Annotated in this window: 12 protein-coding genes; 7 read left to right on the top strand and 5 right to left on the bottom strand. The window is 61.7% G+C overall.

Going from position 1 to position 17544, the window contains the following annotated elements:
• The first annotated feature begins 143 nt into the window (after positions 1-143).
• The 6 genes from RIN49_RS07710 (at position 144) to RIN49_RS07685 (ending at position 12832) form a co-directional block, all read left to right on the top strand.
• The gene (locus RIN49_RS07710) at positions 144-2447 is read left to right on the top strand and encodes an AraC family transcriptional regulator (protein ID WP_309119590.1); all 2304 of its coding nucleotides are present in this window, start codon (positions 144-146) and stop codon (positions 2445-2447) included.
• Positions 2448-2557: 110 nt separating this feature from the next.
• Positions 2558-7243 (top strand): Ig-like domain-containing protein, encoded by a 4686-nt coding sequence (locus tag RIN49_RS07705; RefSeq protein WP_309119589.1) that lies wholly within the window; start codon positions 2558-2560, stop codon positions 7241-7243.
• Between the two features lie 24 nt (positions 7244-7267).
• Positions 7268-8392, top strand: coding sequence for a glycoside hydrolase family 88 protein (locus RIN49_RS07700; protein WP_309119588.1), 1125 nt, complete (start codon positions 7268-7270; stop codon positions 8390-8392).
• 459 nt (positions 8393-8851) lie between these two features.
• Complete coding sequence (locus RIN49_RS07695; RefSeq protein ID WP_309119587.1) at positions 8852-9544, top strand: ABC transporter ATP-binding protein; 693 nt, start codon at positions 8852-8854, stop codon at positions 9542-9544.
• Positions 9541-12027 carry an FtsX-like permease family protein gene (locus tag RIN49_RS07690; protein WP_309119586.1) on the top strand — a complete coding sequence of 829 codons (2487 nt, stop codon included), beginning with the start codon at positions 9541-9543 and terminating at the stop codon, positions 12025-12027. The genes RIN49_RS07695 and RIN49_RS07690 overlap by 4 nt, the downstream gene beginning before the upstream one ends.
• A complete protein-coding gene (locus RIN49_RS07685; RefSeq protein WP_309119585.1) occupies positions 12020-12832 on the top strand; it encodes a hypothetical protein in 813 nt (270 codons plus the stop codon). Before RIN49_RS07690 ends, RIN49_RS07685 begins: the two co-directional genes overlap by 8 nt.
• 45 nt (positions 12833-12877) lie before the next feature.
• Here RIN49_RS07685 and RIN49_RS07680 read toward each other — a convergent pair whose 3' ends face one another.
• From RIN49_RS07680 to RIN49_RS07665, 4 genes are all read right to left on the bottom strand, one after another.
• A complete protein-coding gene (locus RIN49_RS07680; protein WP_309119584.1) occupies positions 12878-13141 on the bottom strand; it encodes a hypothetical protein in 264 nt (87 codons plus the stop codon).
• A gap of 129 nt (positions 13142-13270) precedes the next feature.
• Positions 13271-13609 (bottom strand): response regulator transcription factor, encoded by a 339-nt coding sequence (locus tag RIN49_RS07675; protein WP_309119583.1) that lies wholly within the window; start codon positions 13607-13609, stop codon positions 13271-13273.
• A gap of 20 nt (positions 13610-13629) precedes the next feature.
• Positions 13630-13908, bottom strand: a complete 279-nt coding sequence (locus RIN49_RS07670) for a response regulator (RefSeq protein WP_309119582.1) — start codon at positions 13906-13908, stop codon at positions 13630-13632.
• A gap of 2 nt (positions 13909-13910) precedes the next feature.
• On the bottom strand, positions 13911-16085 hold the full coding sequence (locus RIN49_RS07665; protein WP_309119581.1) for a sensor histidine kinase: 2175 nt from the start codon (positions 16083-16085) through the stop codon (positions 13911-13913).
• Positions 16086-16311: 226 nt separating this feature from the next.
• Here RIN49_RS07665 and RIN49_RS07660 point away from each other — a divergent pair, with 226 nt between their 5' ends.
• Positions 16312-16884: a hypothetical protein gene (locus RIN49_RS07660; protein ID WP_309119580.1), complete on the top strand. Its 573-nt coding sequence runs from the start codon at positions 16312-16314 to the stop codon at positions 16882-16884.
• Positions 16885-16894: 10 nt separating this feature from the next.
• Here the strand turns inward: RIN49_RS07660 and RIN49_RS07655 are convergent, their stop codons facing one another.
• Positions 16895-17536, bottom strand: a complete 642-nt coding sequence (locus tag RIN49_RS07655) for a response regulator transcription factor (RefSeq protein WP_309119579.1) — start codon at positions 17534-17536, stop codon at positions 16895-16897.
• Positions 17537-17544: the final 8 nt, after the last annotated feature.

Raw genomic sequence — 17544 nt, 5'->3', positions numbered from 1 at the left:
TCATTTTCGAACAATCCGATTTTCACATCAACTATCTTTTCGACGGAAGCCCCGGTTTCCGGCCGTTCCCAAGCAGGAAGTTCGTTGAGCGAGGGTGCAACTTGTGGTAGCATGAACGAAAAGCAAGATGAGGGGGCGGTGGGATGAGACGACGGAAGAACGTCTTCTGGACATTGTGGTTATCTTACCTTCTCATTTTATTGATCCCGGTAACGATCTCCGTGTTTCTCTATTCGAACATTAAGAGCACGATGGTGGAGAACGCGAACCGATCCAATCTGGCGATGCTGGAGCAGGTCAGGCAAGTCGTCGACGGCCAGATGCAGGATATCGACCGGTTGACGATCCAAATCGCGTCGCATCCGAAGCTCCAAGCGTTATGGAATTTGAACGACGGCGAGCGGTATTTGGAGTATTCCGAAGCGGTCGCGGCCCTGAAAACCCTCCGTTTCGGCACCGGCTTGATCGGCGAATTTTATATCCATTACCGAAACCGGGACATGATCCTCTCCCCTACGCTCAAGACGGATACGCAAACGTATTTCGATAAGATTTCCCCCTATGGCGGCTACACGGCGGAAGAAGTGAAGGAGAAGCTGCTCACGGGCTACCACTTCAAGACGTTCTGGCCTTCCGAGTCCGCGGTATCGAGCACGATGTCCCAAAGAAATGTAATCGCTACCGCGACGACGCTGCCTCTCGGAGAAATCAACAATGTCCGGGCCACGCTGGTGATGCTGATCGAGGAACAGCACATCTTCGCGCTCCTGAAGCAGATCGAATGGGCGAATAGCGCGTCCATGTATATCGTGGACGAATCCGGGCGGGTCATCTTATCGACGACGGGGCAGCGCGCGCTGCCGGACGGACTTCCGACCGGCGCGCCTGCGTCCGGTTACCTCTCGTTCCAGCATAGCGGACAAGACATGATGCTGTCGTACACCCACGGGGTGAACGGTTGGAAATATATCTCGCTCATCCCGAAGGAAGTCGTGCTGCAGCGCATTAACGAGATCACGAACTGGGTCGTGACGATGTTGATCGTCGTGCTGCTGATCGGCACCGCGGCGGCCTACTGGATGGCTTACCGCAGCTACGGTCCGATTCGGGATATGGTCAGCGCGTTGTTGAGCGGGAACGCCGAACGTTCCCCGCCGGTTTCCAACGAATACGAGTTCATTAAATCTTCGATCGCGCGCAACCTGGCGGAGCGGGAAGAAATGATGCACCGGCTCGCGGACCATGCGCCCGTCGTTCGCGCGCATTTCCTCACCCGGCTGCTGAACGGGCAGACGGAGCCGAGCCAAATCGAACAAAGCTCCATAGATTTCATGGGGCTCCACCTTCCCCATAAGCTGAACTGCGTCGTCCTCGTCACCTGCGACGATTCCAGCGAGTTTCGAAGAGAGGACAGCGAAGAAGAATGGGCGCTCGTCCGGTTCGTGCTCGTCAATCTCAGCAGCGGCCTGATCGACGGGAACGGGTACGTCGTGGAGACGGAACGCAATCAGCTGGCGCTGCTGCTGAATTTAGCGGATTCGGAGGAAGAGGCAAGACGCCTCCGAGACGGGATGATCGCCGATCTGAAGGAAATCACGACCGAACGGTTCCGGATGCAAATCTCGATCGCTTCCAGCTCGATTCATCCGGGGATTCAAGGCTTCGAACGGGGATATCGCGAAGCGTTAAGCGCGCTCGACTATCGGATCATTCACGGCGTCGGCTCCATTATCTATTACGATCAAACGAAGGAAATCAAGGACGGCTACTATCAATATCCGTTGGAAGCCGAAATTCGGCTCGCGAACTTCTTGAAGGGCGGGGAATCCGAGCAAGCGGAACGCCTGTTGGACGAACTGTACGAGCTTAACGTCGTATCCGGCGAGCTGACGTCGGAGATGGGCAAGTTTCTGGCGATCGACTTGCTCAGCACGGTAATCAAGGTGTTGAACGCCTTGAAGCTGGACGGCAAGGAGCTGCTGCAAGGCATCGATCCGATTCGTTATATTATGGACAATACTTCGGTGCAAGAGATGCTGCAGAAGACGAAAGAGCTTTGCCGATTGATATGCAGCAACGTCAACGGCGCGCGAACCGATCAAGGCGACCTGCTGAACGAGCGGATCAAGCGGTATATCGGCGAGCGCGTCCTGGACAACAATCTTAGCTTAACCTCGATCGCGGATCACTTCGGCATGGCGCCGCAATACATCTCCGGCTTCTTCAAGAAGCAAAACCGGGTGAATCTGAACGAATTCATCGTAGACAGCCGGATGCAGGTGGCGAAGAAGCTGCTCGCCGAGACGAATCTCACGATGATGCAAATCGCGCAGCACATCGGGTACGCGAACGATATCGGCTTCATCCGCGTATTTAAGAAGCTGGAAGGCATTACGCCGGGGAAATATCGGGAGATGATCCGCGGGGCCGAGAGCAAGAACGCGTAAACCTTGGCAATGGATAGCCGAGGATAAGGATAGATAGTGTTCCGTGCGCTTCCTTTTCCTTTATAGTGTGGGTGTTGAAAGCACATTCACGCGAGAGGGAGGATGGACGGATGAGCGCAGCAGCGTTACGAGCCTTGAGGAAGAGTGTAGCCTTGTGGCTGTCGATTTGCTTGGCGATCCCGAGCCTGTCGGCGGCCGTCGGTTCGGCAGAGTACGCGCAAGCGGCGGAGGGAGGGAATTTATTCGCCAACGGCGGCTTCGAGACCGCGCACGAGAACGGGAGCGCGCCGGGCTGGGATGCGATCCGGTATTCGGGGACGCCCGCGTTCAGCGTGACCGACTCGGTCTACAAGGAAGGGACGAGATCGTTCCGGATCAGCGCCGATGCCGTCAGCCGCGGCTCGGCGAAGCAAGTCGTGGATCTTGCGCCCGGGCAGGAAGGGAAGTCGTTCGTTCTCCAGTTTTGGCAGAAGACCGAAGGGCTGATCGAGAACGGGCAAGCGTACGGCCGCTACCAATTTCTCAATGGCTCCGGGTCCAGGATCGGGGCACTGAACTACACGACGTCGCTTCGAGGAACGAACGATTGGACGTCGATCCGGAAGGAGTTTACGATTCCGGCAGGCGCCGTCAAGTTCAGCTTCGAGGGCTTCCTGGAGAACACTACCGGCTCCGTCTGGTACGACGACCTGAAGCTGTTCGAGGTCGTTCCGGATGAAGCGCCGACTGGCAATCTGCTGCCGAACGGCGGCTTCGAGGCGGTGCAGGCTTCGAGCGGATGGACGAACGGGATCGGTCCCGCTCATGCTTCCGCTTGGAAGGCGAGCGGCAATCCGGCGTTCGCCGTCGATTCGGAGACGTACCGAAGCGGTTCGAGGTCGGTACGCATCGACGGCGCGCCGCCGACCGTCAGCCGCGGCGCCGTCGTGCAGGAGATTCGCACGATGAAGATCGGCCAGCCGTACTTGATCAGCGGCTGGGTGAAGACGGAGAACGTCTCCAATACGGCCTACGTGCGTTTCCAATATAAACGGGACGGCGGGCAAAGCGCGATCGTCGAGCTGGCGAACAACCTCCGCGGCACGACGGACTGGACGTATTTCAGCCGGGTCGTCGGTCTGCCGGATACGACGGACAACCCTTCCGCTCCGGTCACGAAGGTGGAGGCGTTCCTGGAAAATTCCACGGGGACCGTATGGTTCGACGACTTCTCCATCCAGGAGCACATCCCGGTCGAGAGCTTTACGCTGGCCCCCGACTATGTCGAGCTAGGCGCAGGCGGCACGGCACAGCTCTCGGCGATCGTTACGCCGGAGAACGCTACGAATCGGAACGTGCGCTGGAGTTCTTCCGATCCGGCGGCCGTCTCCGTGGATGCGAACGGCCTCGTCACCGCGCACGCGGCAGGGTATTCGATCGTCTCCGCGACGGCGCTCGAGACGAACGAAACCCGAAACGCGGTCGTGACGATCGATCCGTCCCCGTCGTTGACCGTGGAGCCTTATTCAGGGACGGTGGTCGAGAACGGGGAGCTAACCGGGAGATTGACGGCGAGGGACGACGGCGGCGCGCCGATCGTCTTCGAGAAGGCGATCGATCCGCGGCACGGCACGGTGACGGTCGAGCCGGACGGCAGCTTCCGGTATTATCCGACGCGCAATTATACCGGTCCCGACGAATTCGTATTTAAGGTCGGCGGGGTTGCGGGCGGCGGTCCGAAATTCGGGAAAGCGTCGATCGCGGTCGAGCCGATCCTTGCGCCGCCGACATTGGATTTGCAGTGGTATTCGACGCCGAAGGGCGCGACTTTGACCGGCAAGCTCGGGAAGGTCGTTCGCCCGTCGGCGGAAGCCGTGGTCTGGACGAAATCCGGATCGTCGGAAACCCAGGGCGAGCTTGTCGTTCAACCGGACGGCACCTTCGTCTATACGCCTGCGCCGGGCTTTACCGGATACGATACGCTTCATGTGACGGCGACGGCTGCGAACGGTCTGTCGACGGAAGCGAAGGCGAAGGTGTTCGTCGTTCCGGAGGCGGCCGACTTCGCCGCCGACTTGAACGACGCCGCCTTGGGCAACGTCCACCCGCGCGTCGTCGCCGACGCCGAGGATTTCGCCTATGCGCGCAGTCTGATCGGGACGGACCCGTATATGACCGAATGGTTCGAACGACTCGTGCGGGGTACCGCTCCTTTCCTCGAAGCGGAGGACAACGGCTTTAACACGAACCAACTGCTGAACGCCGCCCTGCTGTTCCAGTTGACCGGGGACAAGACCTACGCGGACAGGGCGATCGAGCACCTTCAGTATATGGCCACGATCCCGGAGAGCGCTTGGCCGGGGCGGACGAACAGCATGCTGTCGCTGACGTACATCGCCTATACGACCGGTCTGGCGTACGATTGGCTTTATCACGAGATGACCCCGGAGCAACGCCGGGTCGTGGAAGAGACCGTCAGCGAACACATTTTCAGCCATGCGCTAGGTTGGTACCGCGGACAATTCAACATTACGGATACCAACAATATTAACCTCGTCAATAACGGCAGCTACGGCGTATTGGCGTTGGCCTTGCTGAACGAGGACGGAGAACAAATCCGGGCGGAAGCGAACGAAGCGCTGCAAGGCGCCTATCGCAAGCTTCAGATCGTGCTGCGCCACTTGACGGAGGACGGCTCGTGGCCGGAGGGGCCGAGCTATTTCCAGTACGGGACGATGCCGCTGTTCCTCTTCATGTCGGCGATGCATTCGTCGCTCGGTACGGACTACGGACTGAGCGAGCTGGAAGGCATGGAGGCGTTCGGCGCGTACCCCGTGTATTTGCGGGGGCCGGAAGGCACGTTCAACTTCGGCGACGGGGACATCCTCGAGACGTACCCGCAGTCTTTGTGGTTGGCCGACTTCTATGGGAAACCCGAATACGCGTCGCTGGCGGGCGAGCTGTATCGGGATCAAGGCTTGTACTCGCCGCTGTACCTGCTGTTTTATAAACCCGGCATGTTCGACGTCTGGCCTTCTTCGCCGGATCGGACGTTCAGCGGCATCGAAGCGATCGCCATGCGCAGCGGCTGGAACGACCCGAACGCCGCGTACGCCGCTATGAGAGGCTTGAACGAGACGATGCTCAGCCACAACGACCTGGACGCCGGGACGTTCGTGTTCGACGCGCTCGGCGAACGGTGGGCGCTCGATCTCGGCAACGAAAACTACAACCTGCCGGGCTTCTGGCAATATGCGGAAGGGACGCGATGGACGTATTACCGGAAGGGCACCCAAGGCCATAACACGGTCGTCATCAATCCGCTGAGCAACCCGGTTCATATGCAGGATTACGACGCCCCGGCCTTGCTCGTGCGCAGCGAATCCAAACCGCGCGGCGCATACGGCGTCTTGGACCTAACGGAACGGTATCCGAACGATGCCGTGTCCTTCAAGCGGGGCATGATGCTGACCGCGGACCGCTCGCAGCTGATTTTGCAGGACGAGATCAGGCTGAAGGGACCGTCGGACATCTATTGGTTCATGCACACGGGGGCCACGATTTCGATACTCGAAGGCGGCCGGGCCGCGATCCTGACGAAGAACGATAAGAAGCTCTATGTGAAAATGGTAGAAGCTCCCGCGGGAGCGGTCTTCTCGGAGATGAAGGCCGAGCCGCTGCCCGGAACGCCGAACCCGGAAGGACAGTCGGCCAATCGCGGCGTTCGGAAGCTGGCCGTTCATATGACGAACGCCAGCGAAGCGAATTTATCCGTCTGGATGGCGCCGCTCTACGAAGAGGACCCGCTGCCGTTATCGGCGCCCGGGTTTACGCCGCTGGACGCGTGGTCGATTCCGGACGGCGAGCTGCCGGTACGGCCGGCGCTGCCGACGGCGAGCTCGATCTCCGCGAACGGCGTTCCGATCGAGGGCTTCGATCCGCGGCGAACGTATTACGAGGTCGTGTTCCCGTTCGAGGAGACGGTCGTCCCTCGCGTCGAAGCGGCATCCGCTTCCGATCTGACCGTCGTCGAAGCGACCGAGCTTCCGGGACGGACGTTCGTGTACGTCACGGATCCGGCCAATCCTTCGTTGAAGAACCGATATACGGTGGCGTTCGTGCGCGGCCCGATCGTCGGCGACCCGCCGGACGTCAATCGCTGGCCGGTCGTCGGCGCGACGGCCAGCTCCGCGCCGCAAGCGAACCTGGGGTATACGCCGGAGAAGACGCTGGACGGCGACCTGTTCACGCGTTGGACATCGGAAGGCGAGCATTGGATTCAATACGACCTCGGGGAGGCGCGGGAAGTCGGAGCCGTTTCGATCGCGTTCTTCAGCGGCGACGTCCGCAAGGCGTACTTTTCCATATCGACCTCGCTCGACGGCATCCAGTGGAACGCCGCGTACGCCGACGGGGTCAGCTCGGGCGTAACGGCGGAGCCCGAGGTATTTCATTTCGACGGTACGGAGGCTCGGTACGTGCGGATTACCGGATACGGCAATTCGACGAGCCGGTGGAACAACATCACGGAGGTCGGCATCTTCCGGCCGACGCCGATCTCGGTTCGAGCGGACGTTCCCGCGGTTTGGAAGCCGGGCGAGCAGCACGCGCTGTCCGCGCTGCTTCGGTACGCCGACGGAAGCCTGACGGTTGCGGAGAACGCGACGTTCGCGAGCAGCGACGAGACCGTGTTATCCGTGAAGGACGGGGACAAGGCGCTCGGGAAGAAGCCGGGAACCGCCGAATTGACGGTGACGGACCATGAATACGGCCTGACCCGCACGATGACGATCGAAGTAAGGACCCCGAAGCCGTAAGGCATCATGAAGGAGGAATTACGCATGTGGCAGCGCGCCATCGAAGACGCCGTACAGAAGACGAAACGAAACATCGAAACCTTCCCGATGCAGTTCCCGCACATTACGACGGAGCGACGATACGATTGGGGAATCAATCGGGATTGGATCGAGGGGTTCTATACCGGGATGATCTGGCTTTGTTACGAATACACGGGCGATCCTTTGTTTAAGGAAACCGGCTTGCGCCACGTGGAGGATTACCGGGAACGGCTTACGGCGAAGCGAAATCTGGATCATCACGACATCGGGTTTCTATATCTCCCATCGGCGTTGGCGTCCTGGATCGTAGATCGCAACGAAGCCGGCCGTCGGCTGGCGCTCGACGCGGCCGAGCATCTGATGACCCGCTGGCGGGAAGACGGCCGCTACCTCCAAGCGTGGGGGCCGGAGGGAGATCCGCAGAACGGCGGCCGCATCATCGTCGATTGCATGATGAACCTCCCGCTGCTCTATTGGGCGCATGCGCAGACGAACGACGATCGGTATCGGGAGCGGGCCGTCCTTCACGCGGAGAAGAGCCGACGTTACCTGATGCGAGGGGACGATTCGTCGTACCATACGTTTTATTTCGATCCGGCGGACGGGAAGCCGATACGAGGGGGGACGCACCAAGGCTTCCACGACGGCTCCACGTGGACCCGCGGGCAGGCATGGGCGATTTACGGCTTCGCGCTGTCGTACCGGTACACGGGCGATCCCGCGTATTTGGAGACGGCCAAGCGGGCGGCGCGGTACTTCGTCGACCATCTGCCGGAGGACTTCGTCGCGTATTGGGATTTCGACGCGCCGGTCGAGCCGGGCACCCCGCGCGACAGCTCGGCGTCCGCCATCGCGGCCTGCGGCATGCTGGAAATCGTCGGCCACCTGGATGCGGACGACGCCGACCGAGATTGGCTGAACGAAGCCGTCGAGCGGTCGATGAAGTCGTTGGTAGCCAACTACGCCTCCATCGGCGAGCCGGAGGAAGAGGGCTTGATCAAGCACGGCTCCTACCATGTTCGCGGCGGCTTAGGCCCGGACGATTATATGATCTGGGGAGACTATTATTATCTCGAAGCGCTGCTTCGGTTGACGAAGGGTATTCCCGGCTATTGGTACGAAAGGTAGATATGAGCTGCCCCGCAAGCGCGGGGCGGCTTTTTTTTATGCGTTGGCAGTCAGGGGGAGGCGGGCGGCGGGGGTGCGGCGGATGTGGCGGGATTCCTCAATATATGGTGCGGCGTGGTGCGAAAATTGGGGAGTCCCTCCCCAATTGACGCAGTAAAGTGTCTTGGTGGTCGGCGGGAGTGCGGCGAATGTGCGGCGGATGTGGCGGGATTCCTCAATATATGGTGCGTCGTGGTGCAAAAATTGGGGAGTTCCTCCCCAATTGACGCAGTAATGTGTCTCGGCGGTCGGCGGGGGTGCGGCGGATGTGGCGGGAGACGGATAGATTTTGCGCGTCGACCGCAAATTGTTGCGGGCGGCGCCGCATCGTTTGCGCGTTCGGCGGTCGCCTCCGGGTTTATGATGAGTTCAGACCGAAAGCGTATCGGATGAACTTATTCAGAGGAGGAAGACAAAGCAATGATTCGCGTAGAAAAAGTATCCAAGGAGTTCGCGCTCGAGGCCGGCAACTTTGCGGCGCTGCGGGATGCGGACGTAACGATCGGGAAAGGCGAGTTCATCGCCGTCATGGGGCCGAGCGGCTCGGGGAAGAGCACGCTGCTGCAAATTCTCGGCGGGCTCGACCTGCCGACGTCAGGCAGCGTCGAGATCGACGGAGTTCGGCTGGAGCGGCTGGACGAGAAAGGGCGAACGCTGTTCCGACGGACGAAGGTCGGCTTCGTGTTCCAAAATTATCAGCTGCTCCCGATGATGACGGTCGCGGAGAACATCGCGCTTGCGCTCGCCGCGAATCACACGCCGAAGGCGGAGATCGACCGGACGGTCGCCCGACTGATTCGCGAAGTGAATCTGGAAGGGAAGGCGTCGAGCTACCCGTCCCAGCTTAGCGGCGGCCAGCAGCAGCGCGTAGCGATCGCCCGAGCGCTCGCGATGAAGCCGGCGCTTATTTTGGCGGACGAACCGACGGGCAACCTCGATCGACAGAACGGGGAAGATATCTTGAAGCTGCTGTCGCGGCTGAATCAGGAAGAAGGCATCACCGTCGTCATGGTGACCCACGATCGGCACGCGGCGGAGACGGCGGACCGCATCATTACGCTTCGAGACGGGGCGGTCGTGGAAGACGCCATGGAAGGGGCGGGTCGCAAGTGAATCTCTGGCAGATCGCATGGCGCAATTTGATGCGCCGGAAGCTGCGCACGCTGCTCACGGTCGTCTCGATCGTCATCGGGGTCGCTTCGACGTTCGGGGTCATCGCCTCGGTCGACACCGCGAAGAAGGCGTTCCCGCTGTATATGAAGGCGGCGTTCGGCAAGGCGGACTTCTCGATCAACGGAACCGAACCGTACTTCTCCGAGGACGTGCTTCAGGACGTTCAACAGATCGAAGGCGCGGTATCCATCGCGACGATGAAACAGGCGTCCAACCTCGTTTTGGAAAACGAAGACATCGCCGCGATCCAAAAACGCGTCGATCTCAAAGGCTACAGCCGCCTGGATACGCCGCTGACGGGATACAAGGTTCTCGACGGCACGCTGACCGAGGACGGCGCGGTCATTACCGACCGGACGGCCGGCGTCTGGAACGCGAAGGTGGGCGACCCGATCGCGATCGAGACGGATGCAGGCGTCCAGGAGATCCGCATCGACGCGATCGTGCGGTATACGGCGGACCTGATGGGGCCGTCGAACTGGATGATGGCGAAGTATCACCCTTGGACGGTGGCCGTACCGCTCGATCTCGTCCAGGAATGGTTCGACAGAACCGGAGAGATCGAGAGCGTGCAGATCAAGCTGCTGCCGGGAGCGGATGCGGCGCAGACGGAAGCGAGGCTCGACGAGCGGGTCAAGAAGGACGACAGCGTCTACCTGCAGCCGATCCTTCTCAATACGGAAGCGCAGTTCAAAGACGCGGACACGTTCTTCCTAGTGCTGTACATCGCCGGGTGTCTCGGGATCGCGCTGAGCGCGTTCGTCATTTTCAACAGCTTGTACGTCAGCATTCAAGAGCGCAAGAACGAGTTCGCCGCGCTGAAGACGATCGGGTATACGCCCGGGCAGCTCCGCAGATTCGTGTTGTACGAGGTGCTGCTGTTGTCGGCGGCGGGGACGACCGCTGGAGCGATCATCGGCTATGGGCTGGCGCTGCTGCTGAAGTCCGTCATCTTCATGATCTTCGGCGTATACGACGAAAGCGGCATGGAGCTTACGAAGGGATTGCTCGTCTCGATCGCGGCGGGTATCGTCGTGCCGATCGCGGCGTCGCTGGCGCCGATTCGGCAGGCCGGCAAGGTGAGCGTGATCGCGGCGTTGAAGGAAACCGCGGCTTCGAGCTCGACGCTGCCGCGCTGGCGGGGCGCGGTCGGCGGGCTGCTGATCGTCTCCGCGTTGTTCATTAAGCACCTGCTGTTGGTCGTGCCGCTGCTGCTCGGCGTCGCCCTCGTGTTCCCGTACCTGTTCAAGGCGTTCGCCGCGCTGCTCAAGCCGGCGTACCGGGCGCTGTTCGGATTCGGCGGCGTCGTGGCGTCTCGCAACCTCGAACGCAACCTTGGCCGCACCTCGATGACGTCGGTCGTCCTGTGTCTCGGAATCGCGATGATCTTGTTGATGAGCTCGCTCAATTCCGCTTTGATCCAGACGTATGAGCGAGTCATCTATTCCTCCTACGGCGGCAACCTGGACGTGATGCTGCATCATATCGAGCCGACCGACCTCGAGGAGCTGCGGGCGACGGAAGGCGTCGCGGACGCGCAGACGTATCCGCTGCATCTCGCGGTCTGGGAGCTGGACGGTCAGAAGCGCAACCTGCCCGTGTACGGCGTCGGGGCGGAATGGATCGACCGGTTCCCGCTGTTTACGGCGGGCGGGGAAGCGCAGAGCGCGTTAGTCGGGAAGTTAGGCGCCGACGAGCTGCTCATGGATCGCGTCGCGCTCGAGGTATGGGGCGGCAAGATCGGGGAGACGATCATGCTCGATACGCTCAAGGGGCCGCGATCGTTCACGGTCGTCGCCGTCGTCGAGACGATGAAGAACAGCGGGTTCGGCGCGTTCATGGGGGACGAGGCGTTCCGCGATCATTTCGGGTTAAAGTACGAACGGAACGCGCTCGTGTTGAAGGACGACCGGATCTCTCCGCTGCAGCTGCGGGAAAACGTGTTCGACCGCTTCGGCTCTCGCATCGAATCGATGTTCGGACCGGAGGACTGGGTGTCGGTCGTCGGCGCGACCTACACGGGATCGTTCAGCGTCGTCAACTTCCTGATCGTGCTCTCGATCGTCATCTCGGGCATCGGCATTACGAATACGATGCTAATGAACATTATGGAGCGCGTGCGCGAGCTCGGCATGATGCGAGCCGTCGGCGTGACGCGCGGCCAGCTGATCCGCATGGTCATGCTGGAAGGCTTCGGCATCGGTCTCTCCGCGACCGTCATCGGCTGCGCGTTCGGGATCCTGCTCATCTACATGACGTCGACGTTCTTGTCCATTAACACGTTGACGTACCGCTTCGGCATCTCTTGGATGATTCTGTCCGCCGTCTGCGCGTTCGGGCTGCTCGTCAGTCTGCTGTCCAGCTTCACCCCGGCGTCCCGCGCCGCGAAAACTCCGTTAAGCGAGGCATTGCGATATGAATAAATTAGGAATGGGAATTGCGGCGGCGGCCATCTCGTTTGCGCTGACCGGCTGCGGCGGCGCCCAGTCGTCTTGGGAAACCGAGGAAGTGGCCGTGGCGAGCGACCGATTGATGGCGGATTCCGTAGAAGCGGCGTGGTCCGTGGATGGGGAGGCAGGCGAAGACGCGTCGATTCGACTCCAGCTTGCGACGAAGGAAGGGACGCCGGTCGAAGCGTTCGACCTGAATCACGAGAAGCTGCTGCACTTGATCGTCGTCAGCAAGGACTTATCGTATTTCAATCACATCCATCCGGAGTATAGGGGAGAAGGCGTCTTCGAAATTTCGAACGTCTTTCCTGCCGGCGGGGCGTACCGGCTCATCGCCGACTTCAAGCCGACCGACGGCGACGCGATGACGAAGCTGACATGGGCGGAGGTCGGCGGCGCGCCGGCCGCCTCCGAAGCCGTCGTTCCCGACGAAAGTCTGAACAAGATCGTCGCGGGGAAGCGGGTCGCGCTTGCGGCGGAAGGACTGGTCGCAGGGGAGGAGGCGACGCTGACGTTCTCCCTGGCGGACGAGGCGACCGGCGAGCCGATCTCGGACCTCGAGCCGTACCTCGGCGCGATCGGGCATGTCGTCGTGCTGTCGGAGGAAGGCGAACGGTACGTGCATGTCCACGCCGAGGCGGACCAGGGGACCGGGCCGGAGGCGAAGTTCGAGACGACGTTCCCGAAGGCCGGGATCTATAAGATTTGGGGACAGTTCCAGCATCGCGGCGAAGTGTTTACGGCGTCTTACGTCGTGAACGTCGAGAAGCGGTCGTAACGCGGAACAGGGGCGATGCCGAATTGCGGCGTCGCCCCTGTTTTCTCATCGGAGGATCAATCCGATAATCATCATGACGAGTCCGAAGATAGCGGCCCCTCGTTTCACGGCCCGGTTCTCCCTAGGTTTGAGGAACAAGCTGACCGCGAAGCCGAGCGGAAGCACCAGGCCGTTCAAATTGAAATGGAAGCTTCCTAAGAAGTAATACCCCACAAGTTTTAATACCAACCAATCTTCCTTCTGGTCCCGGTTCTGATATAGAAAATAGATCCCGACGACCAGCACGAGCGTCCAAAATAAAAAGTACATCTAATCCCTCCATTCCCGAGGCGAGTCGGAGCATTACGTAAGTATACGCCGCCGGGGGGATAGGGTTTCCCGGATCTGGAAAATTCCGGACGCGGAAGGGATGTCAGCCGCGTTGACGAGCGCCCGCCGTCAGGAATCGGCGTTGCACTCCGCGCCGTACGACTGCGCCAATCGCCGCGCCTCGCTTCGATCCGACACCTGCAGCTTGTTCAGGATGTTCGCGACATGGTTCGCGACCGTCTTTACGCTCAGGTGAAGCCGCACGGCGATAGCGGCGTTGCCGTCGCCGGCCGCGAGGCAGCGAAGCACCTCTCGCTCCCGGCCGGTCAGCAAGCCGGCGAACGGCTCCGGCTTCCGCTCGAACAAGCCGGCGAGCCGGGTCGCCACCTCGGCGCCGAACACGGCGTGGCCGCTTCCGACCATGCGGATCGATTGGAGCAGTTCGGCGCCGTCGACCTCCTTCAGCATATACCCGCGCGCTCCCGCCTTCATCGCCGCGAGAATCGCTTGTCGTCCTTGTGCATCGACAGAATCAGAATGCGCAGGTCGGGCAGTTGTGCCGTCAGCCGTTCGGCGACTTCGATGCCGTTCACATCCGGAAGACGCAGGTCGAGCACCAAGACGTCCGGGCGCACCGTCTCCGCGAGGCGGATCGCCTCGGCGCCGGTGCCGGCCTCGCCGACGACGACGAGATCGTCCGTCGCCTCCAGCAGGGTGCGGACGCCGCCGCGAAATAATGGATGATCGTCTGCGATCGCGATGTTCATCTCTACGATCGATCTCCCTTGCGTTCAAGTGGGATGGGGATGACGGCATATACTCTCGTTCCCCCGTCGGGGCGCCGCTCTACGGCGCAGTGCCCGCCGAGCTCGGCGGCGCGTTCGCGCATCGACTCGATGCCGATGCCGCCGCGACCCGTCGCGCGCGGCCGACGGTCGACGCCGACGCCGTCGTCGGCCACCTCGAGCGTCAGCCGCCCGCTTTCGTCGAGCGAGAGCCGGACGGTGCAGGCGGTCGCGCGGCTGTGCCGCACGACGTTGGCGAGCGCTTCCGTCGCGATGCGGAACGCGGCGACCTCCGCGGCCGCCGGCATGGCGGGAAGCGCGTCGGGCGCGTCGAGCGCGATGCGGAGCCCGGGCGCCGCCGCCCCCCCGCGGTCGACGCCGCCGCCCTCGGGCCGCGCCGCGCTAAGCTCGCGAATCCGCTCCCGCAGCGCCCCGACGAGCCCCCATTCCTCGAGCGCGGCGGGGCGCATGTCGTGAACGAGGGAGCGGATATCCTCGACCGTGGAGCGGATGACGCGCCGAAGGTCCGAAAGCAGCGCCTCGGCTCGTTCCGGGTCGCGCTTCACGTACATCTCCGCGGCCGTCGCGCTCAGGCCGAGAGCCGCGAGCCGAGGCGCCAGCTCGTCGTGCAGATTGCGGCGAAGCTGACGCCGCTCCTCCTCCCGCGCCACGACGAGCTTCTCCCGAGACCGCTGCAAATCTTCCGCCAGTAGCCTCATGCCGATCGTCATCGTATAGTTGTCGACGATCGGACCCGCATGCCCCAACAGGACGTCGAGCAGCTTCCGATCCTCCGCGGTGAACGTCTCTCCCGGCCGCGGGATGGCCAGCAGGACGCCGGACTTCTTGCCGCCGTGCCATATATCGAACAGCCGCACGTCCGCCGAGGGCGTTCCGCTGGAAGCGACGACGCGCTCCGTCCCGCCGACGTCGATGCCGATTGCGGCATACGGGATGCGCAGCGCCTTCCGCAAGAACGTCGTCAACGCGTCCGGCATCGCCTCCGGCGGCATCGGACGAACGAGCAAGCTTCGCAGCTCGGCGAGCGTTCCGTACGGGTCGTCGTGCCGTCCCTTCAGCAGGCGCTTCACGACGCGCTGCAGCCGTTCCCGGAGCGGGGCGAAGACGACGGCGACGATCGCGGTCGAGAGCAGAGAAGGAAAGAGACCGTCTTCCGAAGCGAACCATTGCCCGAAGTAGAAAATCGAGAAACCGTATATCGCTAAGACGCAGGCGGTCAACGACGCGTAGACGACCGTTCGGTACGCGACGGGGTCCACGTCCCACAGCCGTCGGCGCAGCACGGCGAGCGCAAGCGTCACCGGAATGACGAGGAGGAACAGATGCAGGAGCGCGTTCAGAATGACGAAAGACATCGGGGTGCGGAACAGCCCGCTCGCGAACAGCAAGCTGATCGCGAGGAAAGCGCCGAAGCCGACGGTCAAGCCGTACAGCACCCACTTGGACTGCTGCCGCTGCTCCGGGGCGGATCGCCGCCGATAACGGTAGATTTGCGTTCCGAGCACCGAGGCGATCGGCAGCAGGAACAACGTTACTTGCCAGACGAGCGGCCAAGTCGAATGGTCCAAGGCGGTTCCCGGCCAGAACGCCTTCAGGGGCTTGACGGCGGCGAACCACGCGACGGGCGCGGCGAGCCGATAGGAGACGATGTGGCCGTCGGGGAACAGCGTGAAGAAGGCGAAGAGCGAAATCCACCCGACCGCGTCGAGCGCCGCCACCGCGAACGATCCGCTTGCGGCGACGTAGAGCAGCGACGGGAACGTCGCGCCGAGCGCGACCAGCATGGCCGCCGCGAGGCAGGCCATCGGCTCGCGGCGGGCTTGGGCGAGCAGCGTCAACGCCGCGGCGACGAACGACAGCGTAAAGCCGACGTCGATCGCGACATAGAGGAGCGCATACGATTCGATCGTCATGCCGTTCGATCGGAGGGCCGCCGCCGATGTCGGCGGCGCGGGGGCGGCATCCTCGCAGCCGAAGACGAGGCATTCGGAAACCAGGCGGTCGTAATAATCGGGCACGAAGGAGAGGTACGTGATCGCAACGCCGAGACAGAAGAGCAGAACGAGAGCTTGAGACGCGCCGCGCAGCACTTCGGCGACGCTTCCTCGGGATCGATGGCGAGATATAGGTATGAACACGGCCGCGCTTCCCCTTCCTGAGCCGGACTGATGCTCTTATTGTAGCAACTCGGCGAAGGTCTGAATAGAAAGCGAACCGCTTTTCCCGACCGCCCCGGGACGTTCCCGGAATGACCTAGCCGCGATTCCCGGCGAAAACAGGGGTTCGGGGCTCTGTTCGCCGGGATTCGGACCGCGATACACTATTCCCGACGAAACGATATCGATAAGGGAGAGTGGAAGAGGCATGCATACGCAGCATTGGGAGAGGATCGTTCGAGGATTAGGGCTGGGCTGCGCGATCGCGGGCGTCGCGCGGATGGGGATGACGCCGACGAGCATGATTTGGGGCTTCAACAGCGTACCGGAGCTCGCCTGCGGATTAGCGGCGTGCATGTTGATGGCCTTCTTCAGCTTCGGGCTGTACTTCGCGCAGTCGAGGGAGACCGGCGTCTTGGGCGGGATTACGATCGGGGCGATCATGCTCGGAAACCTGCTTACCGCTTGCGTCTTATGGGGTTATCTCGTGTACGGCGGGTTCGGGGACGAGAACCATGCGTTGAACAACGCGAGCGGCATGGTCTCTTCGGCGGGCGTGTTAGGCGGGACGCTCGCGCTGGCGATTCTGACATGGCGGGCGAAGGTGTTCCCGCGCGCGGCGGTGTTCGGCTTGCTCGGCATGCTGGCGTCGATGGCGCTGCCGTGGACGGAATGGTTCGCCTTCTTCTGGGGGTTGTCCTACGTCATTATGGGGTATTGCATGTGGAGCGGCAAGCTGGCGAAGCGGCCGGCGTCTCCGAGCGCGGGGATCTCCGCGTAAGGAGGCGGTTTTACAACAACTTCTCCTCCGACGCCTTCCTGAGGGCCGATGCCCGATTATGTACGTTCAGCTTGGAATAAATGCTGGAAATATAGTTCTTAACGGTGCCTTCCGAGAGGAAGAGCTTCTCCGCGATGTCGCGGTTGGAAAGTCCGTGAGAGATGCAGGTCAACACCTGCGTCTCTCGCTCCGTCAATCCGTATTCCGATTGTTTGGAGGCGGTCGGCGCCGCGAGCGATCGGGCGAAGAGCGCCTTGGCGACTTCCCGGGAAATCATCGTTTCGCCGCGGCTGACGAGCCGGATCGCCGACGCAAGGTCGATCGGGTCGATCGCCTTCAGAATATACCCTTCCGCTCCCGCCTGCAGCGCGTCGGACACGACCTCCGTGTCTTGGAAGGTCGTAAGCATGATGACCTTAGCGTTCGGCTGCGCCTTCTTAATCAGCTCCGTCGCGCGCACGCCGTCCATCACCGGCATCCGGACGTCCATCAGAATGACCGACGGGTCGAAGCGGGCCGCTAACGAGACCGCCTCCTCGCCGTTCGCCGCCAACGCGACGACCTCGAGATCGGGTTGAAGGTTAAGAACGATGCCCAAGCTTTTTCGAATGATTTCCTGATCCTCGACGATCATGACGGTCACCTTTTCCATCGTGAGAC

The organism is Paenibacillus sp., from assembly GCF_031177825.1.
Taxonomy (GTDB): Bacteria; Bacillota; Bacilli; order Paenibacillales; family YIM-B00363; genus Paenibacillus_AE.
This window is presented reverse-complemented; position numbering and strand designations above follow the sequence as displayed.

Bases quoted from the DNA above. Each gene is read 5' to 3' on its own strand.
- RIN49_RS07660 (WP_309119580.1), top strand. From the start codon at position 16,312: ATGCATACGCAGCATTGGGAGAGGATCGTTCGAGGATTAGGGCTGGGC.
- RIN49_RS07655 (WP_309119579.1), bottom strand. From the start codon at position 17,536: ATGGAAAAGGTGACCGTCATGATCGTCGAGGATCAGGAAATCATTCGA.
- RIN49_RS07705 (WP_309119589.1), top strand. From the start codon at position 2,558: ATGAGCGCAGCAGCGTTACGAGCCTTGAGGAAGAGTGTAGCCTTGTGG.
- RIN49_RS07670 (WP_309119582.1), bottom strand. From the start codon at position 13,908: ATGAACATCGCGATCGCAGACGATCATCCATTATTTCGCGGCGGCGTC.
- RIN49_RS07695 (WP_309119587.1), top strand. From the start codon at position 8,852: ATGATTCGCGTAGAAAAAGTATCCAAGGAGTTCGCGCTCGAGGCCGGC.
- RIN49_RS07675 (WP_309119583.1), bottom strand. From the start codon at position 13,609: ATGCTGAAGGAGGTCGACGGCGCCGAACTGCTCCAATCGATCCGCATG.
- RIN49_RS07685 (WP_309119585.1), top strand. From the start codon at position 12,020: ATGAATAAATTAGGAATGGGAATTGCGGCGGCGGCCATCTCGTTTGCG.
- RIN49_RS07700 (WP_309119588.1), top strand. From the start codon at position 7,268: ATGTGGCAGCGCGCCATCGAAGACGCCGTACAGAAGACGAAACGAAAC.
- RIN49_RS07710 (WP_309119590.1), top strand. From the start codon at position 144: ATGAGACGACGGAAGAACGTCTTCTGGACATTGTGGTTATCTTACCTT.
- RIN49_RS07680 (WP_309119584.1), bottom strand. From the start codon at position 13,141: ATGTACTTTTTATTTTGGACGCTCGTGCTGGTCGTCGGGATCTATTTT.